At 67.5% G+C, this 23,231-nt stretch carries 29 protein-coding genes and 1 pseudogene; 17 read left to right on the plus strand and 13 right to left on the minus strand.

The window, feature by feature from the left end:
- Window positions 1–122 precede the first annotated feature (122 nt).
- From rpmG to trxB, 3 genes are all read right to left on the minus strand, one after another.
- Entirely contained in the window at window positions 123–293 is a 171-nt protein-coding gene (rpmG, locus tag AVS7_RS01700; RefSeq protein WP_013518066.1) for a 50S ribosomal protein L33, read from the minus strand.
- Window positions 294–313: 20 nt separating this feature from the next.
- On the minus strand, window positions 314–547 hold the full coding sequence (rpmB, locus tag AVS7_RS01705; RefSeq protein WP_003058229.1) for a 50S ribosomal protein L28: 234 nt from the start codon (window positions 545–547) through the stop codon (window positions 314–316).
- A gap of 159 nt (window positions 548–706) precedes the next feature.
- Window positions 707–1,660: a thioredoxin-disulfide reductase gene (gene trxB / locus AVS7_RS01710; protein ID WP_034689716.1), complete on the minus strand. Its 954-nt coding sequence runs from the start codon at window positions 1,658–1,660 to the stop codon at window positions 707–709.
- Between the two features lie 115 nt (window positions 1,661–1,775).
- Between trxB and AVS7_RS01715 the strand changes: the two genes are divergently transcribed.
- The 3 genes from AVS7_RS01715 to lolA are packed head-to-tail and all read left to right on the plus strand — an operon-like array spanning window position 1,776 to window position 5,466.
- Window positions 1,776–2,453 carry a Crp/Fnr family transcriptional regulator gene (locus tag AVS7_RS01715; RefSeq protein WP_020226781.1) on the plus strand — a complete coding sequence of 226 codons (678 nt, stop codon included), beginning with the start codon at window positions 1,776–1,778 and terminating at the stop codon, window positions 2,451–2,453.
- Between the two features lie 35 nt (window positions 2,454–2,488).
- Entirely contained in the window at window positions 2,489–4,822 is a 2,334-nt protein-coding gene (locus tag AVS7_RS01720) for a DNA translocase FtsK (RefSeq protein ID WP_020226782.1), read from the plus strand.
- Window positions 4,823–4,833: 11 nt separating this feature from the next.
- Entirely contained in the window at window positions 4,834–5,466 is a 633-nt protein-coding gene (gene lolA, locus AVS7_RS01725) for an outer membrane lipoprotein chaperone LolA (protein ID WP_034689717.1), read from the plus strand.
- Between the two features lie 67 nt (window positions 5,467–5,533).
- On the opposite strand, the pseudogene AVS7_RS01730 reads toward lolA, so the two are convergent.
- From AVS7_RS01730 to AVS7_RS01760, 7 genes and pseudogenes are all read right to left on the minus strand, one after another.
- Window positions 5,534–5,880, minus strand: a pseudogene (locus AVS7_RS01730) (DUF1304 domain-containing protein).
- Window positions 5,881–5,938: 58 nt separating this feature from the next.
- Window positions 5,939–6,511, minus strand: coding sequence for a peroxidase-related enzyme (locus AVS7_RS01735; RefSeq protein WP_020226784.1), 573 nt, complete (start codon window positions 6,509–6,511; stop codon window positions 5,939–5,941).
- A 23-nt stretch (window positions 6,512–6,534) separates the two neighbouring features.
- Window positions 6,535–7,524, minus strand: coding sequence for an MDR family oxidoreductase (locus AVS7_RS01740; RefSeq protein ID WP_020226785.1), 990 nt, complete (start codon window positions 7,522–7,524; stop codon window positions 6,535–6,537).
- A gap of 9 nt (window positions 7,525–7,533) precedes the next feature.
- Window positions 7,534–8,169, minus strand: a complete 636-nt coding sequence (locus tag AVS7_RS01745) for a TetR/AcrR family transcriptional regulator (RefSeq protein WP_020226786.1) — start codon at window positions 8,167–8,169, stop codon at window positions 7,534–7,536.
- A gap of 110 nt (window positions 8,170–8,279) precedes the next feature.
- The gene (locus AVS7_RS01750; protein WP_020226787.1) at window positions 8,280–8,894 is read right to left on the minus strand and encodes a uracil-DNA glycosylase family protein; all 615 of its coding nucleotides are present in this window, start codon (window positions 8,892–8,894) and stop codon (window positions 8,280–8,282) included.
- Window positions 8,895–8,905: 11 nt separating this feature from the next.
- On the minus strand, window positions 8,906–9,295 hold the full coding sequence (locus tag AVS7_RS01755) for a DUF488 domain-containing protein (protein ID WP_034689727.1): 390 nt from the start codon (window positions 9,293–9,295) through the stop codon (window positions 8,906–8,908).
- A gap of 7 nt (window positions 9,296–9,302) precedes the next feature.
- Window positions 9,303–9,653, minus strand: coding sequence for a GFA family protein (locus tag AVS7_RS01760; RefSeq protein WP_020226789.1), 351 nt, complete (start codon window positions 9,651–9,653; stop codon window positions 9,303–9,305).
- A gap of 79 nt (window positions 9,654–9,732) precedes the next feature.
- Here AVS7_RS01760 and AVS7_RS01765 point away from each other — a divergent pair, with 79 nt between their 5' ends.
- From AVS7_RS01765 to AVS7_RS01790, 6 genes are all read left to right on the plus strand, one after another.
- Entirely contained in the window at window positions 9,733–11,055 is a 1,323-nt protein-coding gene (locus AVS7_RS01765) for a replication-associated recombination protein A (RefSeq protein WP_020226790.1), read from the plus strand.
- A 303-nt stretch (window positions 11,056–11,358) separates the two neighbouring features.
- A complete protein-coding gene (locus AVS7_RS01770; protein ID WP_020226791.1) occupies window positions 11,359–12,288 on the plus strand; it encodes a branched-chain amino acid ABC transporter permease in 930 nt (309 codons plus the stop codon).
- 19 nt (window positions 12,289–12,307) lie between these two features.
- Window positions 12,308–13,384: an ABC transporter ATP-binding protein gene (locus AVS7_RS01775; RefSeq protein ID WP_020226792.1), complete on the plus strand. Its 1,077-nt coding sequence runs from the start codon at window positions 12,308–12,310 to the stop codon at window positions 13,382–13,384.
- A 24-nt stretch (window positions 13,385–13,408) separates the two neighbouring features.
- A complete protein-coding gene (locus AVS7_RS01780; RefSeq protein ID WP_034689720.1) occupies window positions 13,409–14,191 on the plus strand; it encodes an ABC transporter ATP-binding protein in 783 nt (260 codons plus the stop codon).
- Between the two features lie 13 nt (window positions 14,192–14,204).
- Window positions 14,205–14,933, plus strand: a complete 729-nt coding sequence (locus AVS7_RS01785) for an ABC transporter ATP-binding protein (RefSeq protein WP_024000788.1) — start codon at window positions 14,205–14,207, stop codon at window positions 14,931–14,933.
- A 115-nt stretch (window positions 14,934–15,048) separates the two neighbouring features.
- Window positions 15,049–15,411 carry a DMT family protein gene (locus tag AVS7_RS01790; protein ID WP_020226795.1) on the plus strand — a complete coding sequence of 121 codons (363 nt, stop codon included), beginning with the start codon at window positions 15,049–15,051 and terminating at the stop codon, window positions 15,409–15,411.
- Between the two features lie 41 nt (window positions 15,412–15,452).
- On the opposite strand, the gene AVS7_RS01795 is transcribed toward AVS7_RS01790, so the two are convergent.
- Window positions 15,453–16,058, minus strand: a complete 606-nt coding sequence (locus AVS7_RS01795) for an outer membrane beta-barrel protein (RefSeq protein ID WP_034689723.1) — start codon at window positions 16,056–16,058, stop codon at window positions 15,453–15,455.
- A gap of 256 nt (window positions 16,059–16,314) precedes the next feature.
- On the opposite strand from AVS7_RS01795, the gene AVS7_RS01800 reads away from it, so the two are divergent.
- Window positions 16,315–16,962 carry a DUF47 domain-containing protein gene (locus AVS7_RS01800; RefSeq protein ID WP_020226797.1) on the plus strand — a complete coding sequence of 216 codons (648 nt, stop codon included), beginning with the start codon at window positions 16,315–16,317 and terminating at the stop codon, window positions 16,960–16,962.
- Window positions 16,963–17,000: 38 nt separating this feature from the next.
- Window positions 17,001–18,011: an inorganic phosphate transporter gene (locus AVS7_RS01805; protein ID WP_024000790.1), complete on the plus strand. Its 1,011-nt coding sequence runs from the start codon at window positions 17,001–17,003 to the stop codon at window positions 18,009–18,011.
- Window positions 18,012–18,056: 45 nt separating this feature from the next.
- Here AVS7_RS01805 and AVS7_RS01810 read toward each other — a convergent pair whose 3' ends face one another.
- Both AVS7_RS01810 and AVS7_RS01815 read right to left on the minus strand, forming a co-directional pair.
- Window positions 18,057–18,503, minus strand: coding sequence for an NINE protein (locus AVS7_RS01810; protein ID WP_020226799.1), 447 nt, complete (start codon window positions 18,501–18,503; stop codon window positions 18,057–18,059).
- 23 nt (window positions 18,504–18,526) lie between these two features.
- Window positions 18,527–19,048 (minus strand): GNAT family N-acetyltransferase, encoded by a 522-nt coding sequence (locus tag AVS7_RS01815; RefSeq protein WP_020226800.1) that lies wholly within the window; start codon window positions 19,046–19,048, stop codon window positions 18,527–18,529.
- 121 nt (window positions 19,049–19,169) lie between these two features.
- Between AVS7_RS01815 and rpsP the strand changes: the two genes are divergently transcribed.
- The 6 genes from rpsP to AVS7_RS01845 all read left to right on the plus strand — a co-directional run bounded on the left by rpsP (window position 19,170) and on the right by AVS7_RS01845 (window position 23,160).
- Complete coding sequence (rpsP, locus tag AVS7_RS01820; RefSeq protein WP_020226801.1) at window positions 19,170–19,421, plus strand: 30S ribosomal protein S16; 252 nt, start codon at window positions 19,170–19,172, stop codon at window positions 19,419–19,421.
- Between the two features lie 70 nt (window positions 19,422–19,491).
- The gene (rimM, locus tag AVS7_RS01825) at window positions 19,492–20,064 is read left to right on the plus strand and encodes a ribosome maturation factor RimM (protein WP_020226802.1); all 573 of its coding nucleotides are present in this window, start codon (window positions 19,492–19,494) and stop codon (window positions 20,062–20,064) included.
- Window positions 20,065–20,076: 12 nt separating this feature from the next.
- Window positions 20,077–20,838 carry a tRNA (guanosine(37)-N1)-methyltransferase TrmD gene (gene trmD / locus AVS7_RS01830; protein ID WP_020226803.1) on the plus strand — a complete coding sequence of 254 codons (762 nt, stop codon included), beginning with the start codon at window positions 20,077–20,079 and terminating at the stop codon, window positions 20,836–20,838.
- Between the two features lie 120 nt (window positions 20,839–20,958).
- Window positions 20,959–21,351, plus strand: a complete 393-nt coding sequence (rplS, locus tag AVS7_RS01835; protein ID WP_020226804.1) for a 50S ribosomal protein L19 — start codon at window positions 20,959–20,961, stop codon at window positions 21,349–21,351.
- 81 nt (window positions 21,352–21,432) lie between these two features.
- On the plus strand, window positions 21,433–22,131 hold the full coding sequence (locus AVS7_RS01840) for a CoA pyrophosphatase (protein WP_020226805.1): 699 nt from the start codon (window positions 21,433–21,435) through the stop codon (window positions 22,129–22,131).
- Between the two features lie 39 nt (window positions 22,132–22,170).
- Window positions 22,171–23,160: a CobD/CbiB family protein gene (locus AVS7_RS01845; RefSeq protein ID WP_020226806.1), complete on the plus strand. Its 990-nt coding sequence runs from the start codon at window positions 22,171–22,173 to the stop codon at window positions 23,158–23,160.
- Window positions 23,161–23,231 lie beyond the last annotated feature (71 nt).

Genomic DNA, 23,231 nt, shown 5'->3' on the forward strand with positions numbered 1-23,231 from the left:
CATGGCAAACCCACTCCGTCAACGCGTTGGCCCACATACTACCAACACAGATTTGTGACAGAGCCATAAAAAAACCGCCTGCGCGCAAAGCGAGGCGGTTTTTTCGGGAAACGGGGGCCGAATTACTTCAGCTTGGCTTCCTTGTACTCGACGTGCTTGCGAGCCTTGGGGTCGAACTTGATGATCGACATCTTCTCGGGCATCGTCTTCTTGTTCTTGGTGGTGGTGTAGAAGTGACCGGTCTCGGCCGTCGACACCAGCTTGATTTTTTCGCGTCCGCCTTTAGCAGCCATGGTGTTTCTCCTTCAGTGAATCAGGCCTGGCCACGGGCACGCATGTCTGCGAGCACGGAGTCGATGCCGTTCTTGTCGATCAGGCGCAGGGCGGCGCTGGAAACGCGCAGGCGCACCCAGCGGTTCTCGCTCTCCACCCAGAAACGGCGGTACTGCAGGTTGGGCAGGAAACGGCGCTTGGTCTTGTTGTTGGCGTGGGAAACGTTGTTTCCCACCATGGGCTTCTTGCCCGTTACTTCACATACGCGTGCCATGAGGACACTCCGGTAGTTCACGGCTGCGGGCCCGTGCGGCCTGCAACCTCACCTCGCCAGTTGGAACGGGTGGCGGTAACCCGATTGCTGCAAATTCAGCAAAGCCGCGCATTATAGCGCGGCCGGCTAGGCGTGGCCAGCCAGGCGTGTCTGGCGACGTTACTCCTGCTGCTCCAGGAAGCGCTGCGCATCCAGCGCCGCCATGCACCCCGTGCCGGCGCTGGTGATGGCCTGGCGGTACACGTGGTCCTGCACGTCGCCGGCGGCGAACACGCCCGGCACGCTGGTCTGGGTAGCGAAGCCCTTGAGGCCGCCCTGGGTGACGATGTAGCCGTTCTCCATGGCGAGGTGGCCTTGGAAGATGTCGGTGTTGGGATGGTGGCCGATGGCGATGAAGGCGCCCTGCAGGGCAATTTGCTCGGTATGGCCGTCCTGGGTGCTCTTGATGCGGATGCCGGTCACGCCGCTCTGGTCGCCCAGCACTTCGTCAAGCGTGAAGTGGGTCTTGAGCTCGATCTTGCCTTCCTTGACCTTCTCCATGAGCTTGTCCACGAGGATGGGCTCGGCCTTGAACTTGTCGCGGCGGTGCACCAGCGTCACCTTGCGGGCGATGTTGGACAGGTACAGCGCCTCCTCCACGGCAGTGTTGCCGCCGCCGATCACGCACACGTCCTGCTCGCGGTAGAAGAAACCGTCGCAGGTGGCGCAGGCCGACACGCCCTTGCCCATGAAGGCTTCTTCCGAGGGCAGGCCGAGGTACTTGGCCGAGGCGCCGGTGGCGATGATGAGGGAGTCGCAGGTGTAGGTGCCGCTGTCGCCCGTGAGGGTGAAGGGGCGCTTGGACAGGTCCACCGTGTGGATGTGGTCGATCACGATCTGCGTCTTGAAGCGCTCGGCATGCTCCAGGAAGCGCTGCATCAGCTCGGGGCCCTGCACGCCGTTCACGTCCGCGGGCCAGTTGTCCACCTCGGTCGTGGTCATGAGCTGGCCGCCCTGGGCGATGCCGGTGATGAGCACCGGGTTGAGGTTGGCGCGCGCCGCGTACACCGCAGCGGTGTAGCCCGCGGGGCCGGAGCCGAGGATCATGACTTTGGCGTGTTGGGTAGTGGACATGGTAGAAAGTGCGTTGCGTCGCGCGCGGTCCTTCCGGCGCAAACATTCATTGTATGAAGGGCGCGCACCGGGTGCGTTCCCAGGCCGAATCGCCCTCCGTTTCCAGGGAATCCCCATGTCCACCATGTTGTCCAATCTTGACCTGCTGCGCCGCGTGCCCCTGTTTTCCCTGCTGAATGCCACGCAGGCGCAGGCGCTGGGCAGCGCGGTGGTCAAGCGGCGCTACAAGCGCGGCGAGGCGCTGGTGGAGCAGGGCCGCCAGTCGGATGCGCTGTTCCTCCTGCTCACCGGCCGCGCGCGCGTGGTGGCCACCGACAGCCGCGGACGCCAGGTGATCCTGGCCACGCTGGGCCCGGGCGACTACATCGGGGAGATGAGCATCATCGACGGCAATACCCATAGCGCCTCCGTCAGCGCCGAGGTGCAGACCGACGTGCTGGTGCTGGGGCGCGCCGAGTTCACGCGCTGCCTGGCCGAAAACGCCTCCATGGCGCTGGCGCTCATGCGCGGGCTGGTCAAGCGCCTGCGGCACGCCAATCGCCGCATCGAGTCGCTGGCGCTGCTGGACGTGTACGGCCGCGTGGCCCGTGCGCTGCTGGAGTCGGCCGAGCCCGACGCGCAGGGCCGGCTGGTGATCCGCGACAAGATCTCGCGCCAGGATCTGGCGAAGGTGGTGGGCGCTTCGCGTGAGATGGTCAGCCGCGTCATGAAGGACCTGGACGAGCGCGGCTTCATCGAGGCGCAGCCCTCGGGCGCCACCGTGCTCAAAGAACGGCTCGACGCGCTGGGCTGAACGGCCCTGCGGTAAGCTCGCGCGCTACCTGTGCCATGACGTATTCCCTCAATACCCTGAACGCTTCCTCCTCCGGCAAATCGGCGCCCCGCACGGGCGCCGCGCGCTTCGGCCACGAGATCGGCCTGGTGCTGGGCCTGCTGGCCCTGGTCTTCTGGCTGCTGGCCCTCACGAGCTATTCCGCGCAGGACGCGGCCTGGTCCACCTCGGGCGCGGGCCGGCCCCTGTCCAACTGGGTCGGGCGCTTCGGCGCCTGGCTGGCCGACGGCAGCTATTTCGCGCTGGGCTTTTCCGTCTGGTGGTGCGTGGCCGCCGGCGTGCGCGCCTGGCTGGCGTCGCTGGCGCGCTGGATGCGCGGCGGCGAGGCGCTGCAGGGCACGCACGGCCCGTGGCTGCGGCGCGGCCTGTTCTGGGCCGGGCTGGCGCTGCTGCTGTGCGCCAGCGCGGCCCTGGAGTGGTCGCGCCTGTACCGTTTCGAGAGTCTGCTGCCTGGCCATGCGGGCGGCGTGCTGGGCTATGTGACGGGGCCGTTGGCCGTGAAGTGGCTCGGGTTCACCGGCTCGGGCCTGGCGGGTGTGGTGCTGGTGGTGCTGGGCGCTGCGCTGGTGTTCCGCTTCTCGTGGGGACACCTGGCCGAGCGGCTGGGCGGGCGCATCGACGCGCTGGTCCAGACCGGCCGCGCACGGCGCGAGAAGGCCAAGGACGTGGCCGTGGGTCGCCGCGCGGCGCGCGAGCGCGAGGAGGTGGTGCAGGAGGAGCGCCACGAAATCGAGGAGCACCACCCCCAGCCCGTGCAGATCATCGAGCCCGTGCTGCAGGAGGCGCCGCAGAGCACGCGCGTGGTCAAGGAACGGCAGAAGCCGCTGTTCTCCGACATGCCGGACAGCCCGCTGCCGCAGGTGGACCTGCTCGACGCGGCGCAGGCGCGCCAGGAAACCGTGGCGCCCGAGACGCTGGAGATGACCAGCCGCCTCATCGAGAAGAAGCTCAAGGATTTCGGCGTGGACGTGACGGTGGTGGCCGCCATGCCCGGCCCGGTCATCACGCGCTACGAGATCGAGCCCGCCACGGGCGTGAAGGGCTCGCAGATCGTCAACCTGGCGAAAGACTTGGCGCGCTCGCTCTCGCTGGTGTCCATCCGCGTGATCGAGACCATCCCCGGCAAGAACTACATGGCGCTGGAGCTGCCCAACGCCAAGCGCCAGACCATCAAGCTCTCGGAAATCCTCGGCTCGCAGGTCTACCACGACGCCAAGAGCATGCTCACCATGGGCCTGGGCAAGGACATCGTGGGCGCGCCCGTGGTGGCCGACCTCGCCAAGATGCCGCACGTGCTGGTGGCGGGCACGACGGGCTCGGGCAAGTCGGTGGGGATCAACGCCATGATCCTCTCGCTGCTCTACAAGGCCGAGGCGCGCGACGTGCGCCTGCTGATGATCGATCCCAAGATGCTCGAAATGTCGGTCTACGAAGGCATTCCGCACCTGCTCGCGCCCGTGGTCACCGACATGAAGCAGGCCGCCCACGGCCTGAACTGGTGCGTGGCCGAGATGGAGCGGCGCTACAAGCTCATGAGCAAGCTGGGCGTGCGCAACCTCGCGGGCTACAACGCGAAGATCGACGATGCCAAGGCGCGCGAGGAATCCATCCCCAACCCCTTCAGCCTCACGCCCGAGGAGCCCGAGCCGCTGCAGCGCCTGCCGCACATCGTGGTGGTGATCGACGAGCTGGCCGACCTGATGATGGTCGTGGGCAAGAAGATCGAGGAACTCATCGCCCGCCTCGCGCAGAAGGCGCGCGCGGCCGGCATCCACCTGATCCTGGCGACGCAGCGGCCCAGCGTGGACGTGATCACCGGCCTCATCAAGGCCAACATCCCCACGCGCATCGCGTTCCAGGTCAGCAGCAAGATCGACAGTCGCACCATCCTCGACCAGATGGGCGCCGAGGCGCTGCTGGGCATGGGCGACATGCTCTACATGGCCAGCGGCACGGGCCTGCCCGTGCGCGTGCACGGCGCATTCGTCTCGGACGACGAGGTGCACCGTGTCGTCAGCTACCTCAAGGAACAAGGGGAGCCGGACTACATCGAAGGGGTGCTCGAAGGCGGTACCGTCGAGGGTGACGACAGCAGCTTCGGGCTGGGCGACGGCGAAGGCGGCGGGGGCGAGAAAGATCCCATGTACGACCAGGCCGTGGAGGTGGTGCTGAAGGATCGAAAGGCCAGCATCTCCTACGTGCAGCGCAAGCTGCGCATCGGCTACAACCGATCGGCGCGCCTGCTCGAAGACATGGAAAAGGCCGGCCTGGTCAGTGCCCTCACGGCCAGCGGCCAGCGCGAAGTGCTCGTGCCCGCGCGCAGTGAATAGGAACCCCTGCCTTGAAGAAAATTTTCGCTACTGTATTCATAGCTGCCAGCGCTTGCTCTGCCTGGGCTGACGGTTTGAAAAGCCTTGAGAACTTCATGAAGACGGCCCAGTCCGGCCGCGCCGCGTTCACGCAGACCGTGACCGCGCCGCCGAAGGACGGGCAGGCTGCGCGTGCAAAGACGTCGAGCGGCAGCTTCGAATTCCAGCGCCCCGGCCGCTTCAAGTTCAATTACGAAAAACCGTTTGCGCAGACCATCGTGGCCGACGGCAAGACGCTCTGGCTCTACGACGCCGACCTGAACCAAGTCACCCAGCGCGCTCAGGACAAGGCCCTGGGCTCCACGCCCGCGGCACTGCTCGCCTCAGCGCCCGACCTCGGCGCGCTGCATGCTGATTTCACGCTGGAAGCCGCACCCGACGAGGGCGGCCTGCAGTGGGTGCTCGCCACGCCGAAGGCCAAGGAGGGCCAGTTGAAAAGCGTGCGCGTCGGCTTCGACGGCGAGGCGCTCGCGGCGCTGGACATTCTGGACAGCTTCGGCCAGCGTTCGCTGATTCGCTTCACGGGCATGCAGCTCAACCCGGCACTGCCTGCGGGCACGTTCACGTTCAAGCCGCCTTCGGGGGCGGACGTGCTGCAACAGTAATTGCTTCTCTTTTCATAGCTGCCTGCGTTTGCTGGAAAAGCGCTGGAGGCCTTTTTTATCTAAAGAATCAAGCCAGCAGCACCAGCGCCAGCCCGATAGCCGCAGGGACCGCCTGGATGAACAGGATCTTGCGGCTGGCCGTGGCCGTGCCATACAGGCCCGCTACCAGCACGCACAGCAGAAAGAAGACTTTCCAGGCCATGCCGTCCACTGCCAAGCCCCAGAACAGGCGGCCAGGAAACCGTTGTACAGGCCCTGGTTGCCGGCCAGCACCTTGGTGGCGGCCGCCTGCTCGCGCGTCATGCCGAAGGCCCGGCGGCCTGCGGGCTTCTCCCACAGAAACATTTCCAGCACGAGGATGTAGACGTGCAACAGGCCGATCAGGGCAACGACGATATTGGCGGCAAGGGACATGGCGGTCTCGCGGCAGAGGGCAGGCGTGCAGCATATCCGGTGCCCTTCCAGGCGTGCCCTACCGCCCCATGGCGTAGAACTCGTCGTTGGGCCGCATGCTGGTGACGTTGGCCATGCGGTTGGACAGCCCGAAGAACGCGGCGATGCCTGCGATGTCCCAGATGTCGTCCTGGGTGAAGCCGTGCTGCTGGAGCATGTCGAAATCCTGGTCGTCCACCTCCTGCGCCCGCGCCGAGACTTTCATGGCGAAGTCCAGCATGGCCTTCTGGCGCGGCGTGATGTCGGCCTTGCGGTAGTTCACCGCCACCTGGTCGGCTATTCGAGGGTTCTTGGCGCGGATGCGCAGGATGGCGCCGTGGGCGATCACGCAGTACTGGCACTGGTTGGCGTTGCTGGTGGCCACCACGATCATCTCGCGCTCGGCCTTGGTGAGGTTGCCGGGCTTTTCCATCAGCGCATCGTGGTAGGCGAAGAAGGCGCGGAACTCGTCGGGCCGGTGCGCCAGCACCAGGAACACGTTGGGCACGAAGCCGGCCTTCTCCTGCACGGCGAGCACGCGCTCGCGGATGTCGTCGGGCAGGTCCTTGATCTCGGGGACGGGAAAGCGGCTGATCGATGGGGTGGCGGTCATGGTGTTCTCCTGAAAAAAGGGGTTCATTGCGATGCACCCACGCGCACCACGAGGCGGCCGCGCACCTGGCCTGCGAGCAGGTCGGGCGCGATGGCGATGGCATCGTCCAGCGAAATTTCGTGCATCAGCTTTTCGAGCACGGCGATGTCCAGGTCGGCGGCCAGGCGCTGCCAGGCTTGCAGGCGGTCGGGCGTGGGCGCCATCACGCTGTCGATGCCCGCGAGGGTCACGCCGCGCAGGATGAAGGGCGCCACCGTGGCCGGAAAGCCCATGCCCGCCGCTAGGCCGCAGGCCGCCACCACGCCGCGATAGCGCATGGCGGCGCACAGGTTGGCCAGCACCTGGCCGCCCGCCACGTCGATGGCTCCGGCCCAGCGCTCCTTTTCCAGCGGCCGGCCGGGCTGGGAGATTTCCGCGCGGTCGATGATGTGGCGCGCGCCCAGGCCGGTGAGGAAGTCGGCCTCCTGCACCCGGCCCGTGACGGCGGCTACCTCGTAGCCCGCCTTGGCCAGCAGCGCCACGGCCACGCTACCCACGCCGCCCGCCGCGCCGGTCACCACCACGGGGCCCTTGTCCGGCGTGATGCCGTGGCGCTCCAGCGCCAGCACGCACAGCGCGGCGGTGTAGCCGGCCGTGCCGATGCCCATGGCCTGGCGCGGCGTGAAGGGTGCCTGCAGGGGAATCAGGAAGCGCGCAGGCACGCGGGCCAGCTCGGCCAGCCCGCCCCAGTGCCCTTCGCCCACGCCCCAGCCGTTGAGCACCACGGCATCGCCGGGCCGGTATGCGGGATCGGTGCTGGATTCCACGGCGCCCGCGAAGTCGATGCCCGGCACCATCGGGAACTTGCGCACCACGGGCGAGCGGCCGGTGATGGCGAGCGCGTCCTTGTAGTTGAGCGTGGACCAGGCGACGCGCACGGTCACCTCGCCTTCGGGCAGCGATGCCTCGTCCAGCATCCGTACCTCGGCGGTCTGCCGGCCGTCCTGTTTGTCGATGAGCAAGCCTCGGAACATGGTGTCTCCTCAAGTGGTCAAGAGTTGGAAAAAGCCGCCGGCATAGGTCTGCAGCGGTGCCGCGCTGCGCTGGAGCTTGGCGCGCAGCACGGCACCCTCCCAGCCGATCCAGAAGAACTCCGCGAGCGCCGCGCAGTCGTGGTGATGCGCGATCTCGCCCGCGCGCTGGGCCTCGGCCAGGCAGGCGGCGGTGCGTGTTTGCCAGTCGAGAAAGACCCCTTCCAGCTGCGCGCGGAAGGATTCGGGCAGCGTGCCCATCTCTTGCCCCAGGTTGCCGACGAGGCAGCCGCGTCGGAAGCCGTGGCGCGCCATGCCCTTCTCGGCGTCGTCGATGAAGCGGCGCAGCCGCTGCAAAGGGGCCGCTTCCGCATCGAGCAGCCAGCGGTCCAGCTTGCGCGCGAAGTAGTCGGCATAGGCCGCGATCAGCGCCTGGCCGAAGGCTTCCTTGCTCTCGAAGCAGTGGTAGAACGAGCCCTTGGGCACGGCGGCCTGGCGCAGGATCTCGTCGATGCCGACGGCCGAGTAGCCCTTCTCCGTGAGCACGGCCACGCCCGTGCGTATCAGCAGGGAGCGCGTGTCCTGGCGCGGTTCGGCCAGGTGCTTCGGCGGGCGGCCGCGACGGCGCGGGGCGGTGGAGGGTTGCATGGATTCGATATTGGACTGATCGGTTTCATTATTCCATGAATTAGACCGATTGGTCTATATTTGTCGCGATCGCTCCATTTTGATAGCTGCTTGCGCTTCATGGGTAAGCGCTAGAGACCGATTTGGCTTGAATCTTCCGCCAACACTGCGGCCACACGCGCACGCACCTGGGGCAGCCACTCGGCCTCGAACCACGGGTGGCGCTGCAGCCAGCCGTTGTTGCGCGGGCTGGGGTGGGGCAGGGCGAGCACGGCGCCCTGCGCCGGGTCGCACTGGCGCACCGTCTCGCCCAGCGGCCGGCCGCGGTGCTGCGGCAGATGCCAGGCCAGGGCGTACTGGCCCACGGCCACCGTCAGCGCGATCTGCGGCAGCCGCTCCAGCAGCAGTGCGCGCCAGGCAGGCGCGCATTCGGGGCGCGGCGGCGCGTCGCCCGAGGCGCCCCGGCCGGGGTAGCACAGGCCCATGGGCACGATGGCGACGCGCGCGGGGTCGTAGAACACCTCGCGCGGCAGGCCGAGCCAGGCGCGCAGGCGTTCGCCGCTCGCGTCGTCGAAAGGGATGCCGCTCGCGTGCACCTTGCGCCCCGGCGCCTGGCCGGCGGTGAGGATGCGCGCGCCGGTGCCCGCCTGCAGCACGGGGCGTGGGCCCAGCGGCAGGGCGGGCGCGCAGATCGTGCAGGCGCGCACGCGGCGCAGGAGCGCGTCCAGCGATTCGCGGCGGGGCATGGGGGCGGCCGTCAATCCACGATGCGCGCGCCGGCTTCGGCCAGCAGCGCGCGCAACACGGAGCGGTGGCAGTGCGCCTCGTCCGCGCAGTAGCAGCCCACGGAGAAATGGCTTTGCTGCGAGAGTGCGGCCAGCAGCGCGATGCTGTGGCGGTTCTCGGGCGTGGCCATCTCGGCGCGGTAGCGGCGCTCGAAGGCTGCCCATTCCTGCGGCGTGGCTGCGGCCTGGGCCATCTTCACGGTGTCGTTGCCCGGGGCCAGGTTGGGGTACCAGACGTCGTACCAGTCCTGCGCCGAGAACTGCTCCCTGGGCACGCCGCGCGGCGGGCGGCGCACGGTGCCGATGCGCGTGCCCTCGCCGGGCGCGCGCGGGCTGCCGAGGCGGACGATGCGGACGGGCATGGCGTCGTCAGGCCGATCGGCCATCGTAATGGGTGACGGCGAGCGCTTCCAGGTCCACGCCGTCCAGGCAGCGCACGTTGACGGCCGCCATGGCCCGTCCGTCGGGGCCCGTGCCTTCGCCGAAGGGGTGGATGCCGCAGGTGGGGCAGAAGCGGTGCCGGATCACATGCTTGTGGAAGGTGTAGGTGCCCATCTGTTCCTCGGGCGTGGCCAGCGCGAGCCGCTCGCGCGGCACGAACCACAACAGCGAGCCCTTGCGCCGGCACATCGAGCAGTTGCAGGCCATGGCCTGGGTGATCGCGTCGCCCTCCACGTCGAAGGCGATCTGGCCGCAGTGGCAGCTTCCGTGGTAGCGCATGGCAACTTTCCGTAGGACAAGGGAGGCACATCATAGAAAGCCTGCCCGGGGGCTACAAGACCGCTACGATCAGGGGCCTATGCCTGCCGCGAAGACTCCTGCTCCCGTCCACCAGCCCCTGGCCGAGCGCCTGCGCCCACGCACGCTGGGCGAGGTGATCGGCCAGCAACACGTGCTGGGGCCGGGCATGCCGCTGCGCCTCGCGTTCGAGTCCGGCCGGCCGCACAGCTGCATCCTCTGGGGGCCGCCGGGCGTGGGCAAGACCACCATCGCGCGGCTCATGGCCGAGGCGTTCGATGCGCAGTTCATCAGCATCAGCGCGGTGCTGGGCGGCGTGAAGGACATCCGCGACGCGGTGCAGCAGGCCGAGATCGCGCGCGACGGACTGATGCAGCAGCGCACCATCGTCTTCGTGGACGAGGTGCACCGCTTCAACAAGAGCCAGCAGGACGCCTTCCTGCCGCACGTGGAGAGCGGCCTCTTCACCTTCATCGGCGCCACCACCGAGAACCCGTCGTTCGAGGTCAACTCCGCATTGCTGTCGCGCGCTGCCGTGTACGTGCTGCAGCCGCTGTCCGAAGACGATTTGAAGCAGATCGTGGCCAAAGCCCAGGCGCAGCAAGCGCTGCCAGCGATCGAAAGCGAAGCGCTGGAGCGCCTCATCGCCTATGCCGACGGCGATGCGCGGCGGCTGCTCAACACGCTGGAGACGCTGGCGGTCACCGCCGAGCAGGCGAAGGTGGAGACGATCACCGACGCCTGGCTGCTGCAGGTGCTCGGCGAGCGCATGCGCCGCTACGACAAGGGCGGAGAGCAGTTCTACGACACCATCAGCGCGCTGCACAAGTCCGTGCGCGGCAGCGATCCGGACGCGGCGCTCTACTGGCTGGTGCGCATGCTCGACGGCGGGGCCGACCCGCGCTACATGGCCCGGCGCATCGTGCGCATGGCGTGGGAGGACATCGGCCTGGCCGACCCGCGCGCCATGCAGATCTGCAACGAGGCCGCGCAGACCTACGAGCGCCTGGGCTCGCCCGAAGGCGAGCTGGCGCTGGCCCAGGCCGTGCTGTACCTGGCCGTGGCGCCCAAGAGCAACGCGGGCTACATGGCCTACAACAAGGCGCGTGCCTTCGTGAAGCAGGACGGCACGCGCCCCGTGCCCATGCACCTGCGCAACGCGCCGACCAAGCTCATGAAGGAGCTGGACTACGGCAAGGGCTACCGCTACGCGCACGACGAGGAAGGGGGCTTCGCCGCGGGCGAGAGCTACCTGCCCGAGGGCATGGAGCCGCCCGGCTTCTACGCGCCCGTGCCGCGCGGGCTGGAGATCAAGATCGGGCAGAAGCTCGACGAGCTGCGCGCGCGCAATGCCGCCGCTGCGCCCCCGCCTGCGCAGGACTGAGTGGCCTGGGCCGCATGGCCCGTCCACCGTGAATCCCGTCCTTTTGGGAATAAGCGCATTCCCTGCTTACACGGCCGCCATCAGAATTTCTAATCGCGCAAATGGTTCCCTGATGTGTTGGGGGAGCAAGGGAAAACCCCGCCGGAACGCGATGGAGACAACGCAAAAGCCGTGACAAAATTTCTTCACTGAACCCGCGCAGACCATCCTGGCGGGTTTTTTGCTAGATGGCAGACGGGCCCACAAGGCTGCACCGGTTGGCGGTGCCTGCTGGTGCGCGCGTCATTACAAAGGACTCAATTTATGGACATTTTGCTGCAGCAGATCATCAATGGTCTGGTCCTGGGCAGCATGTACGCCTTGATAGCCCTGGGCTATACCATGGTGTACGGCATCATCCAGCTCATCAACTTCGCCCACGGGGAAGTGCTCATGATCGGGGCGCTCACCAGCTGGAGCTGCATCGGCCTCATGCAGGAGGCCATGCCCGGCGCGCCGGGCTGGAGCATCCTCCTGCTGGCCACCCTCATCGCCTGCGTGGTGGCCGCAGTGCTCAACTTCACCATCGAGAAGGTCGCCTACAAGCCTCTGCGCAACAGCCCGCGCCTGGCGCCCCTGATCACCGCCATCGGCATGTCCATCCTGCTGCAGACGCTGGCGATGATCGTCTGGAAGCCCAACTACAAGCCCTATCCCACGCTGCTGCCCGCCGCGCCCTTCCAGATCGGGGGCGCGGTGATCACCACCACGCAGATCCTCATCCTGGGCGTGACGGTGGTCGCCCTGGCCTCCATGGTCTACCTGGTGAGCTACACGCGCCTGGGCCGCGCCATGCGCGCCACGGCCGAGAACCCGCGTGTGGCGGCGCTCATGGGCGTCAAGCCCGACATGGTGATCTCCGCCACCTTCATCATCGGCGCGGTGCTGGCGGCCATCGCCGGCATCATGTGGGCGTCGAACTACGGCACGGCCCAGCACACCATGGGTTTCCTGCCGGGCCTGAAGGCCTTCACTGCGGCGGTGTTCGGCGGCATCGGCAACCTCGCGGGCGCAGTGGTCGGCGGCATCCTGCTGGGGCTGATCGAGGCGATCGGCTCGGGCTACATCGGCCAGCTCACGGGCGGCGTGCTGGGCAGCCACTACACCGACATCTTCGCCTTCATCGTGCTCATCATCATCCTCACGCTGCGCCCCTCGGGCCTGCTGGGCGAGCGCGTGGCGGACCGCGCCTGAGACCAGAGGGAGCACACACATGAAAAACAACAAGATCCAATGGATCCTGGGCGGCATCGCACTGCTGGTGCTGCCGCTGGTGCTGCAGTACTTCGGCAACGCCTGGGTGCGCATCGCCGACCTGGCGCTGCTCTACGTGATGCTGGCCCTGGGCCTGAACATCGTGGTGGGCTACGCGGGCCTGCTCGATCTGGGCTACGTGGCCTTCTACGCCGTGGGCGCCTACATGTTCGGCCTGCTGGCCTCGCCGCACCTGGCGGACAACTTCGCGTGGTTCTCCGCGCACTTCCCCGACGGGCTGCACATCTCGCTGTGGCTGGTGATTCCGCTGGCGCTGGTGCTGGCGGCGTGCACGGGGGTGCTGCTGGGCATCCCGGTGCTCAAGCTGCGCGGCGACTACCTGGCCATCGTGACGCTGGGCTTCGGCGAGATCATCCGCATCTTCATGAACAACCTGGACCACCCGGTCAACATCACCAACGGCCCCAAGGGCCTGGGGCAGATCGACTCGGTGAAGGTCTTCGGGCTCGACCTGGGGCGGCGGCTGGAGCTGTTCGGCTACGACATCAACTCGGTCACGCTGTACTACTACCTGTTCCTGGCGCTGGTGCTCGTCACCATCCTGGTGTGCTACCGCCTGCAGGACTCGCGCATCGGCCGCGCGTGGATGGCCATCCGCGAGGACGAGATCGCCGCCAAGGCCATGGGCATCAACACCCGCAACATGAAGCTGCTGGCCTTCGGCATGGGCGCTTCGTTCGGCGGCGTGGCGGGGGCCATGTTCGGCGCATTCCAGGGCTTCGTGTCGCCCGAGTCTTTCAGCCTCATGGAGTCGGTGATGATCGTCGCCATGGTGGTGCTCGGCGGCATCGGCCACATCCCGGGCGTGATCCTGGGCGCGGTGCTGCTGTCGGCGCTGCCCGAGGTGCTGCGCTACGTGGCCGGCCCGCTGCAGGCCATGACCGACGGGCGCCTGGACTCGTCCATCCTGCGCCAGCTCCTGATCGCGCTGGCGATGATCATCGTGATGCTGCTGCGCCCGCGCGGCCTGTGGCCCTCGCCCGAGCACGGCAAGAGCCTCGTGCAGAAGTCCTGACACCACCACGCGAGAAGCAAGAACATGGCAGATACATCGAAAGAAGTGGTGCTGAAGGTCGCGGGCATCTCCAAGCGCTTCGGCGGCCTGCAGGCGCTGTCCGGCGTGGGCATCACCATCCGGCGCGGCCAGGTCTACGGCCTGATCGGGCCCAACGGCGCGGGCAAGACGACGTTCTTCAACGTCATCACGGGCCTGTACACGCCCGACGCGGGCTCCTTCGAGCTGGCGGGCCAGCCCTATGAGCCCACCGCCGTGCACCTGGTGGCCAAGGCGGGCATCGCGCGCACGTTCCAGAACATCCGCCTCTTCGCCGACATGACGGCGCTGGAGAACGTGATGGTGGGCCGCCACATCCGCACCCATTCGGGGCTGTTCGGCGCGGTGTTCCGTACCAAGGGCTTCAAGGAGGAAGAAGCGGCTATTCGCCACCGCGCGCAGGAGCTGCTCGACTACGTGGGCATCGGCAAGTACGCCGACTTCAAGGCGCGCACGCTGTCCTATGGCGACCAGCGCCGCCTGGAGATCGCCCGGGCGCTCGCCACCGACCCGCAGCTCATCGCGCTCGACGAGCCCGCGGCCGGCATGAACGCCACCGAGAAGGTGCAGCTGCGCGAGCTGATCGACCGCATCCGCAACGACGACCGCACCATCCTGCTCATCGAGCACGACGTGAAGCTGGTGATGGGCCTGTGCGACCGCGTGACGGTGCTCGACTACGGCAAGCAGATCGCCGAGGGCACCCCTGCCGAAGTGCAGCAGAACGAAAAAGTGATCGAGGCCTACCTGGGCACCGGCGGGCACTGAAGGACCGAAAGAAATGGCCGAGAAATCCAACAAAGTTCTATTGCAGGTCAAGGGCCTGAAGGTGGCCTACGGCGGCATCCAGGCCGTCAAGGGTGTGGACATGGAGGTGCGCGAGGGCGAGCTCGTCACGCTCATCGGCTCCAACGGCGCCGGCAAGACCACCACCATGAAGGCCATCACCGGCACCCTGGGTATGAACGATGGCGACATCGAATACCTGGGCCAGAGCATCCGCGGCAAGGGTGCGTGGGACCTGGTCAAGCAGGGCCTGGTGATGGTGCCCGAGGGCCGCGGCGTGTTCGCGCGCATGACCATCACCGAGAACCTGCTCATGGGCGCCTACACGCGCGACGACAAGGCGGGCATCCAGGCCGACATCGAGAAGATGTTCACCATCTTCCCGCGCCTGCGCGAGCGCAAGGACCAGCTGGCCGGCACCATGTCCGGCGGCGAGCAGCAGATGCTGGCCATGGGCCGCGCGCTGATGAGCCAGCCCAAGGTTCTGCTGCTCGACGAGCCTTCCATGGGCCTGTCGCCCATCATGGTGGACAAGATCTTCGAGGTGGTGCGCGACGTGTACGCCCTGGGCGTGACCATCGTGCTGGTGGAGCAGAACGCCAGCCGGGCGCTGGCCATCGCCGACCGGGGCTATGTGATGGAGTCCGGCCTCATCACCATGGCGGGCGGCGGGCAGGATCTGCTGAACGACCCGCGCGTGCGCGCGGCCTACCTGGGCGAGTGAGGCGCGGCCCGCTCCCCACCCAAAAGCACCGCTGCGGCGGTGCTTTCTTTTTCATAGCTGCCAGCGCTTGCTGGATATGCGCTAGAGTGCAATCTGGCTTGTAAAACCCTGCGCCATGCACACCCTGCAATCCCTGCCCATCCCCCTGCAGACCATCCTGCTGCTGGCGGCCAGCAATGTCTTCATGACCTTCGCCTGGTACGGCCACCTCAAGAACCTGGCCACTTCGCCCTGGTACGTGGCGGCGCTGGTGAGCTGGGGTATCGCGCTGTTCGAGTACCTGCTGCAGGTGCCGGCCAACCGCATCGGCCACACGCAGTTCAGCGTGGGCCAGCTCAAGATCATGCAGGAGGTGATCACCCTCACCGTGTTCGTGCCGTTCGCCGTGTTCTACATGAACGAGCCGCTCAAGTGGGACTACCTGTGGGCGGGTTTGTGCCTGGTGGGCGCTGTGTATTTCATCTTTCGCAGCGCATGAAAAAGCCCCTCGAAAAGAGGGGCTGGACCCAGGCGGAAGGGTCAGAAGCGGTACTGCAGCCCCAGCGAGGTCATGTCCACGTCCGAGCTGCCGTCGGCGAAGTGGAAGCGGTGGCGCTCCCATTCCAGCACGGCCGCCCACTGCGGCGTGAAGGCCCAGCGCACGCCCAGGCCGTATGACAGGCCGAAGCCGCTGTCCTTGCCCGTATTCACGCCGAAGCCGCTGTAGCCGCCGGTGCGCGTGCGGCCGTAGGTGGTGCCCAGCTTGCCGAACACGTCGAACTGCTCGCCCAGCGGCGCACGGCCGATCAGGCTGAGGTTGAGGCCCTGGGCCTTGGTGTTGCCGCCAATGCGGTCGGCCTTGCCCATGTTCAGGTAGCCCAGTTCCAGCCCGAAGTAGGGGTTGAAATAGCCGCCCGTGTAGATCTTGAACGCGGTGTCGCTGTCGTCGAAGCCGAAACCGCCCGTGCCGCTGCGCAGGTCGTACTTGGACTGGCCGGCGCTGATGCCCATGTATCCGGCCTGCGTGCCGGGCACGAAGGAGCGCTCGGACATCGGGGCGGGCTGGTTCTGCGCATGCACGGCACCGGCCGCGCAAGCCAGGGCGACCAGGCAGGGAAGGGTGCGAAGGGAGGGTGTCAATTTCATGGCGGGGTCCTTGGTGGGGTGAAGGGAAGGCATGCCATGTCCGCATGGCCGAGGCCCCAATCTACGGACCGGGCGCGGCGCAGGCTGTGGGTCCACGCGGTGCATGGCTGTCGGCAGGGTCCTACGCGCCGGGGCGCTGCACCGGCGTTCCGAGGGGCATGGCCCAGCCGGTTAAACTCGCGCCTTTCGCAGATTTGTCACACGATGTTCATCTCTGCGTCACGAAGCCGTTGAAAAGGTCCGACCAGGAGTCCGCATGTTGTTTGGAAAGCTGTTGCCCCGCGAGGGCAATTTTTTCGAGATGTTCAACCAGCATGCAGATCGCATCGTCGAGGCGGCACGGGCCTTTTCCCAACTGGTGGCCCACTATGGCGACACCCACCTGCGCGACCAGTACAACCAGGACGTGGACAACGCCGAGCGCGCCGCCGACCGCGTGACGCACGAGGTCAACCGCACGCTGCACCAGACCTTCATCACGCCGATCGACCGCGAGCAGATCCACTCGCTGATCAACACCATGGACGACGTGGCCGACCTGATCCAGGATTCGGCCGAAACCATGGCCCTGTACGACATCCGCCACATGACGGACGAGATCACGCGCCTGACGGACCTGAGCGTCAAGTGCTGCGAGCGCGTGCGCGACGCCGTGCAGCTGCTCTCGCGCATCGCCGATCCCGCCGTGGCCGAGGCCGCCCTGAAGACCTGCGAGGAAATCGACCGCCTGGAGGGCGACGCCGACCGCGTGCTGCGCAGCGCCATGAGCAAGCTGTTCCGCGAGGAGCCCGACGTGCGCGAGGTCATCAAGCTCAAGGCCATCTACGAGTTGCTGGAAACCATCACCGACCGCTGCGAAGACGTGGCCAACCTCATCGAAGGCATCATCCTCGAGAACTCCTGAGGCCGGGGCTCCGTCCCGCTTCGCCTCTCGTCCCAAGCATGGAAACAGTACAAACCGCCCTGTGGGTCGTGGTCGTGCTGGTGGCGCTGGCCATCGTGTTCGACTTCATGAACGGCTTCCACGACGCTGCCAACTCCATCGCCACCGTGGTCTCCACGGGCGTGCTCAAGCCGACGCAGGCGGTGGTCTTCGCGGCGTTCTTCAACTTCGTCGCCATCTTCGTCTTCCACCTGAGCGTGGCGGCCACCATCGGCAAGGGCATCGTCGAGCCGGGCGTGGTGGATACGCACGTGGTCTTCGGCGCGCTCGTCGGGGCCATCACCTGGAACGTCATCACCTGGTACTACGGCATCCCCAGCAGCTCGTCGCACGCGCTCATCGGCGGTATCGTGGGCGCGGTGATGGCCAAGACCGGCGCGGGCGCACTGGTCGCCAGCGGCATCCTCAAGACCGTGGCCTTCATCTTCGTGTCGCCCCTGCTGGGCTTCCTGCTGGGATCGCTGATGATGGTGGCCGTGGCCTGGATGTTCCGCCGCATGCGTCCCAACCGGGTGGACAAGTGGTTCCGCCGCCTGCAGCTCGTCTCGGCCGGCGCCTACAGCCTGGGCCACGGCGGCAACGACGCGCAGAAGACCATCGGCATCATCTGGCTGCTGCTCATCGCCACGGGCTACGCCTCGGCCAGCGACTCGGCGCCGCCCACCTGGACCATCGTCTCGTGCTATGCGGCCATCGGCCTGGGCACCATGTTCGGCGGCTGGCGCATCGTCAAAACCATGGGCCAGAAGATCACCAAGCTCAAGCCCGTGGGGGGCTTCTGCGCCGAGACCGGCGGTGCGATGACGCTGTTCATCGCCACGGCGCTGGGCATTCCCGTCTCCACCACCCACACCATCACCGGCGCCATCGTCGGCGTGGGCTCCACCCAGCGCGCGAGCGCCGTGCGCTGGGGCGTGGCGGGCAACATCGTCTGGGCGTGGATCCTCACCATCCCAGCCAGCGCCTTCGTGGCCGCCATCGCCTACTGGATCAGCCTGCAGCTCTATTGATTTGATAGCTGCCAGCGCTTGTCCAGCAAGCGCTGCAGCCCAATTTCATTGTGAAATCTTGCGGGCTTCCTCGATCTGGTATTCGAAGTAGTGCTGGAAGCTGTACGCAATGCTGGCCATCAGCACGGCCGTGCCGATCATGAGCGCGGCTGCAATGGCGAAGACCGTGAACCAGTTCGTGCGGCCCGGCGCGGCATCGGGCGCACCTTGCGGGTTGAAGCGCGCGTTCCACTTCTCGGGCGGCATCAGGCCGTAGAGGATGGCGCGCAGCGCGCAGCCCGCGATCGTGAAGCCCAGCAAGGGAATCAGCAGCCAGCTCAGCTGGTCGTCCTGCCCCAGTTGCTGCACGCGCTGGATGCCGTACACGCCGAGCGCCGTCGGCAACGGCAGCAGCCAGCCGAGCATGTCGCCCAGGCCATGCAGGTAGAAGCGGTGCAGCCCCAGGGGGCCGCCAAGGAATGCGAGCCACGCCGCGATGGTCTTGTTCTTCATGGGGCGCCATTATTGGCGCTCGGTCACTCGGGTGCGGTGGAGTCGCCCGCGCCCAGGGGCTTTTCCATGAGCACGATGTCGCGCCATGCGCCGAACTTCCAGCCCACCGAGCGCAGCACGCCCACGTGGGCAAAGCCTGCCGCGCGGTGCACGCCGACGGAGCCCGCGTTGGCCGAGTCGCCGATCACCGCCAGCAGCTTGCGCACGCCCGCGGCCTCGGCCTGCGCGCCCAGCGCATCCAGCAGCAGGCGGCCCAGGCCGCGCCCGTGCGCGTCGTGGGCCACGTAGATCGAATCCTCGGCCGAGAAGCGGTAGGCCGGGCGCGGCTTGAACCAGTTGCAGTAGGCGAAACCCAGCACGCGGCCATCCTCCTCGGCCACCAGGTAGGGCAGGCCCTTGGCCAGCACGTCGGCGCGGCGCGCGGCCATGTCCTCGGCACCGGGCGGATCGATCTCGAAGGTGCCCGTGCCGTGCAGCACATGGTGGGCGTAGATGGCGGTGATGGTGGCGACATCTTCGTCGCGGCTGCTGCGGATGAGGGGCATAGGCAGGTTGTGGATATAATCGGCGGCTTTGCTGCGTGTCGCTGGCCGGGTGGCCAGTCGCGTGTCTCAAACGCCGCAAGAACGAAGCAGCATTTGCTGCGACCCACCCGAAGGATTCATTATGGTCGTGATTCGACTCTCCCGCGGCGGCTCCAAGGGCCGTCCGTTCTTCAACATCGTCGTCGCCGACAAGCGCGTGCGCCGCGACGGCCGCTTCATCGAGCGCCTGGGCTTCTACAACCCCTCCGCCAAGGGCGCCGAGGAAGAGCTGCGCATCGCCCAGGACCGCCTGACGTACTGGAAGGGCGTGGGCGCTCAGCCTTCTCCCACCGTGGACCGCCTGATCAAGCAAGCCGCCAAGAAGGCCGCCTGATTCCCGGACCCCATCCATGAAAAGGGCGGGCTTCCATGCGAAGCGCGCCCTTTTTCCATTGAGCACCGCCATGCCGAACCTGCCCGTCCTGGACCCCGCCCAACTCCCCCCCGACGCCGTGGAGGTGGGCCGCATCGCCGACGCCTGGGGCGTCAAGGGCTGGTTCAAGGTGCTGCCGTACAGCGCCGACCCCGAGGCGCTCTTCGCCGCCAAGACGTGGTTCCTGCAGCCATCGGAAAAGGGCGCCAGGAGTTTTTTCAGCGGCACCGTGCAGCTGGCCATCCGGCAGGCGCGCGTGCATTCCGACTCCGTGGTCGCCTGGGCGCAGGGCGTGGACGACCGCGACGCCGCCGAAGCCCTGCGCGGCGCGCGCATCTTCGTGCCGCGCGAGAGCTTTCCCGCCACCGGGGAAGACGAGTACTACTGGGTCGACCTGATCGGCCTGCCCGTGGTCAACCGCGAGGGCGTGCCGCTGGGCACCGTGCGCGAGCTGCTGCCCACGGGGCCGCAGACCACGCTGGTGCTGGTCTGCGAGCACGAGGGCAAGGCGCACGAGCGCATGATCCCCTTCGTCTCCGCCTTCGTCGACAAGGTGGACCTCGCCGGACGCTGCATCACCGTGGACTGGCAGCCGGACTACTGATGCCCGCGTGCCATGCGTTTTGACGTCATCACCCTGTTTCCCGACCTGTTCGCACCGTTCCTCGCCAGCGGCGTGACGCGGCGCGCCTACACGTCGGGGCAGGTCGATGTGCGCCTGTGGAACCTGCGCGACCACGCCGAAGGCAATTACCGCCGCGTGGACGACCGGCCTTTCGGCGGCGGCCCCGGCATGGTCATGCTGGCGGAGCCGCTCGCGCGCTGCCTCGCGGCCATCCGGGCGGACCGGGCGGAGGAAGAGGGTGCCCGTGCGCCGCTCGTGCTTTTCTCGCCCATCGGCCGCCGGCTCGACCATGCGGGCGTGGCCGAATGGTCGGCCAGCAGGGGCGCCATCCTGCTGTGCGGCCGCTACGAGGGCGTGGACCAGCGCTTCATCGACACGCACGTCGATCTGCAGATCAGCCTGGGCGACTTCGTGCTCTCGGGCGGCGAAATCGCGGCACTGGCGCTGCTCGACGCCGTGGCCCGACTGCAGCCCGGCGTGCTGCAGGGCGAAGGCAGCCACCAGCTCGACAGCTTCAACCCGGCGCTCGACGGCCTGCTCGACTGCCCGCACTACACGCGCCCCGAGGTCTGGAGCGGCCAGGCCGTGCCCGGCGCGCTGCTGTCGGGCCACCATGCGCAGATCGAGCGCTGGCGCCGCGACCAGCGCCTGCTGCTCACCGTGCGCCACCGTCCCGACCTGCTGGCCGCGGCCCGCGAGCGCGGGCAGATCACACGGGCCGATGAGGCCGTGCTGAAACAGAATTCGCTATAATCATGGGTTCTCGATCCTCTGGCCGGCCGCTGCCGAATCCCTGAAGAAGGCCGGCAGCACCAAGGCACCATAGGGGTGCCATGCCAATTCTGGCGCGGCCATGATCGTTGGAATGCAACCATGAACCTCATCCAGACCCTCGAGCAGGAAGAAATCGCCCGCTTGAACAAGACCATCCCCGAATTCGCGCCTGGCGACACCGTCATCGTGAGCGTGAACGTGGTGGAAGGCACCCGCAAGCGCGTCCAGGCCTACGAAGGCGTGGTGATCGCCAAGCGCAACCGTGGCCTCAACAGCGGCTTCACCGTGCGCAAGATCTCCAGCGGCGAAGGCGTGGAGCGTACGTTCCAGACCTACTCGCCCCTGATCGCCAAGATCGAAGTCAAGCGCCGCGGCGACGTGCGCCGCGCCAAGCTGTACTACCTGCGTGAGCGCAGCGGCAAGTCGGCCCGCATCAAGGAAAAGCTGCCTTCGCGCATCAACAAGGCTGCCGCCACGGACGCAGCAGCGTAAGCACCCACCGGCATCCTTGCCGCGGAACCGCTACAGTGCGCGAGCCTGTAGCGGTTTTTTCTTTTTCGCCTTGATCGTCCTGTGAGCTCCGCCGCCGTCCCGCCCCTGTCCACGCTGCCCGACTTCGACCCGCGCGAGGTGCCCGTCGCCGGCGTGGACGCGCACCTGCCCGCAGTGGCCCTGGCTGCCCAGACGCCCCAGGCGCTTCGCCGGCGCTTCGCCGCGCCCCCGGTGTGGACGCCCGAGGTGGTGCGCGAGAAGAAATTCGCCGAGCGCGCGCCCGCCCAGGCGGCCGTGCTCGTGCCCATCGTGCTGCGCGATCGGCCCACGGTGCTGCTCACCGAGCGCACGGCGCACCTGTCCACGCACTCGGGGCAGGTGGCCTTTCCCGGCGGCCGGGCGGACCCTGGCGATGCCGATGCCGCCGCCACTGCCTTGCGCGAGGCGCAGGAGGAAGTGGGCTTGGCTCCCGCCAGCGTCGAGGTGCTGGGCAGCCTGCCCATCTATGTCACCGGCACCGCCTTCATCGTCACGCCCGTCGTCGGCCTCGTGCGGCCCGGGGCCGCGCTGCAGCCCAACCCCTACGAGGTGGCCGACGTGTTCGAGGTGCCGCTCGACTTCCTGCTCGACCCCGCGCACCACCGCCGCCACGTGTTCGAGTGGCAGGGACTGCGGCGCGAATGGTTCTCCATGCCCTACGAGGACGGCGGCAAGACGCACTTCATCTGGGGCGCCACGGCCGGCATGCTGCGCAACTTCTACCGTTTCATGGTGGCTTGAGCGCAAGCGCGTGTAACACGCGCCGCTATCATTGCCGCCATGAGTTTCTTCGCCATCCTGTTCGCGCTGCTGATCGAGCAAGCGCGCCCGCTGGCCCGCAGCAATCCCATCCATGCAGGCCTGCGCGCATGGGCGCTGTCGGTGAACCGCAATTTCGATGCAGGCAGCTCCCAGCACGCCTGGGTGGCCTGGTGCATGGCCGTGCTCGTGCCGCCCATCGTGGTGCTGGCCGTGCACTGGGCGCTGCTGCACTGGATCGGCTGGCCGCTGGCGCTGCTGTGGAACGTGGCGGTGCTCTACGTCACGCTGGGTTTCCGCCAGTTCAGCTACCACTTCACCGGCATTCGCGACGCGCTGGAAGACGGCGACGCCGCCAGCGCGCGCGCGCAGCTGGCGGAGTGGAAGCAGGTGGACGCGAGCGAGCTGCCGCGCAGCGAGATCGTGCGCCACGTGATCGAGTATTCGGTGATCGCCGCGCACCGCCACGTGTTCGGCGTGCTGGCGTGGTATTCGGTGCTTGCCGCGCTGGGCCTGGGCCCTGCCGGCGCAGTGCTCTACCGGCTGGCCGAGTTCGTCTCGCGCCACTGGGGCCCGCGCGAGCGCGCGGCCACGGCCCACCCGCCCAGCGAGGCGCTGCAGCGCGTCACGGCCCAGGCCTGGACGGCGATCGACTGGCTGCCCGCGCGCCTCACCGCGCTGTGCTTCGCGGTGGTGGGCAGCTTCGAGGAAGCCATCGAAGGCTGGCGCTTCCACGCCCAGCGCTTCCCCAACGACAACGACGGCGTGGTGCTCGCTGCTACGGCGGGCGCCATCAACGTGCGCCTGGGCGGCGAGGCCCTGCGCAGCCGCGCGGGCGTGGCCACGCCCCAGGGTTTCGAGGTGGATGCCGACATCGGCGACAGCGCCAGCACGCCGGGCCGTGAGCCCGAGGTGGGTCACCTGCGCAGCGTGGTCGGCCTCGTGTGGCGCTCGGTGGTGGTGTGGATGCTGCTGCTGGCGCTGCTATCCATGGCCCGGCTGCTCGGCTGACAATTCAAACCAAATCAGGCTCTAGCGCTTGCCTGGCAAGCGCGGGCAGCTATGGAATCAGGAGTTTTCTT

This window comes from Acidovorax sp. MR-S7, from assembly GCF_000400995.2.
Classification (GTDB): domain Bacteria; phylum Pseudomonadota; class Gammaproteobacteria; order Burkholderiales; family Burkholderiaceae_C; genus MR-S7.

Coding starts and splice junctions, on each gene's coding strand:
- AVS7_RS01805 (WP_024000790.1), top strand. CDS start 17,001: ATGGAAACAGTACAAACCGCCCTGTGGGTCGTGGTCGTGCTGGTGGCG.
- AVS7_RS01760 (WP_020226789.1), bottom strand. CDS start 9,653: ATGCGCTACCACGGAAGCTGCCACTGCGGCCAGATCGCCTTCGACGTG.
- AVS7_RS01790 (WP_020226795.1), top strand. CDS start 15,049: ATGCACACCCTGCAATCCCTGCCCATCCCCCTGCAGACCATCCTGCTG.
- rpsP (WP_020226801.1), top strand. CDS start 19,170: ATGGTCGTGATTCGACTCTCCCGCGGCGGCTCCAAGGGCCGTCCGTTC.
- AVS7_RS01795 (WP_034689723.1), bottom strand. CDS start 16,058: ATGAAATTGACACCCTCCCTTCGCACCCTTCCCTGCCTGGTCGCCCTG.
- AVS7_RS01770 (WP_020226791.1), top strand. CDS start 11,359: ATGGACATTTTGCTGCAGCAGATCATCAATGGTCTGGTCCTGGGCAGC.
- AVS7_RS01765 (WP_020226790.1), top strand. CDS start 9,733: ATGCCTGCCGCGAAGACTCCTGCTCCCGTCCACCAGCCCCTGGCCGAG.
- rpmB (WP_003058229.1), bottom strand. CDS start 547: ATGGCACGCGTATGTGAAGTAACGGGCAAGAAGCCCATGGTGGGAAAC.
- AVS7_RS01845 (WP_020226806.1), top strand. CDS start 22,171: ATGAGTTTCTTCGCCATCCTGTTCGCGCTGCTGATCGAGCAAGCGCGC.
- rpmG (WP_013518066.1), bottom strand. CDS start 293: ATGGCTGCTAAAGGCGGACGCGAAAAAATCAAGCTGGTGTCGACGGCC.
- AVS7_RS01810 (WP_020226799.1), bottom strand. CDS start 18,503: ATGAAGAACAAGACCATCGCGGCGTGGCTCGCATTCCTTGGCGGCCCC.
- AVS7_RS01775 (WP_020226792.1), top strand. CDS start 12,308: ATGAAAAACAACAAGATCCAATGGATCCTGGGCGGCATCGCACTGCTG.
- AVS7_RS01735 (WP_020226784.1), bottom strand. CDS start 6,511: ATGACCGCCACCCCATCGATCAGCCGCTTTCCCGTCCCCGAGATCAAG.
- AVS7_RS01720 (WP_020226782.1), top strand. CDS start 2,489: ATGACGTATTCCCTCAATACCCTGAACGCTTCCTCCTCCGGCAAATCG.
- AVS7_RS01800 (WP_020226797.1), top strand. CDS start 16,315: ATGTTGTTTGGAAAGCTGTTGCCCCGCGAGGGCAATTTTTTCGAGATG.
- AVS7_RS01755 (WP_034689727.1), bottom strand. CDS start 9,295: ATGCCCGTCCGCATCGTCCGCCTCGGCAGCCCGCGCGCGCCCGGCGAG.
- AVS7_RS01785 (WP_024000788.1), top strand. CDS start 14,205: ATGGCCGAGAAATCCAACAAAGTTCTATTGCAGGTCAAGGGCCTGAAG.
- AVS7_RS01815 (WP_020226800.1), bottom strand. CDS start 19,048: ATGCCCCTCATCCGCAGCAGCCGCGACGAAGATGTCGCCACCATCACC.
- AVS7_RS01740 (WP_020226785.1), bottom strand. CDS start 7,524: ATGTTCCGAGGCTTGCTCATCGACAAACAGGACGGCCGGCAGACCGCC.
- AVS7_RS01750 (WP_020226787.1), bottom strand. CDS start 8,894: ATGCCCCGCCGCGAATCGCTGGACGCGCTCCTGCGCCGCGTGCGCGCC.
- rimM (WP_020226802.1), top strand. CDS start 19,492: ATGCCGAACCTGCCCGTCCTGGACCCCGCCCAACTCCCCCCCGACGCC.
- trxB (WP_034689716.1), bottom strand. CDS start 1,660: ATGTCCACTACCCAACACGCCAAAGTCATGATCCTCGGCTCCGGCCCC.
- AVS7_RS01715 (WP_020226781.1), top strand. CDS start 1,776: ATGTCCACCATGTTGTCCAATCTTGACCTGCTGCGCCGCGTGCCCCTG.
- trmD (WP_020226803.1), top strand. CDS start 20,077: ATGCGTTTTGACGTCATCACCCTGTTTCCCGACCTGTTCGCACCGTTC.
- AVS7_RS01745 (WP_020226786.1), bottom strand. CDS start 8,169: ATGCAACCCTCCACCGCCCCGCGCCGTCGCGGCCGCCCGCCGAAGCAC.
- AVS7_RS01780 (WP_034689720.1), top strand. CDS start 13,409: ATGGCAGATACATCGAAAGAAGTGGTGCTGAAGGTCGCGGGCATCTCC.
- rplS (WP_020226804.1), top strand. CDS start 20,959: ATGAACCTCATCCAGACCCTCGAGCAGGAAGAAATCGCCCGCTTGAAC.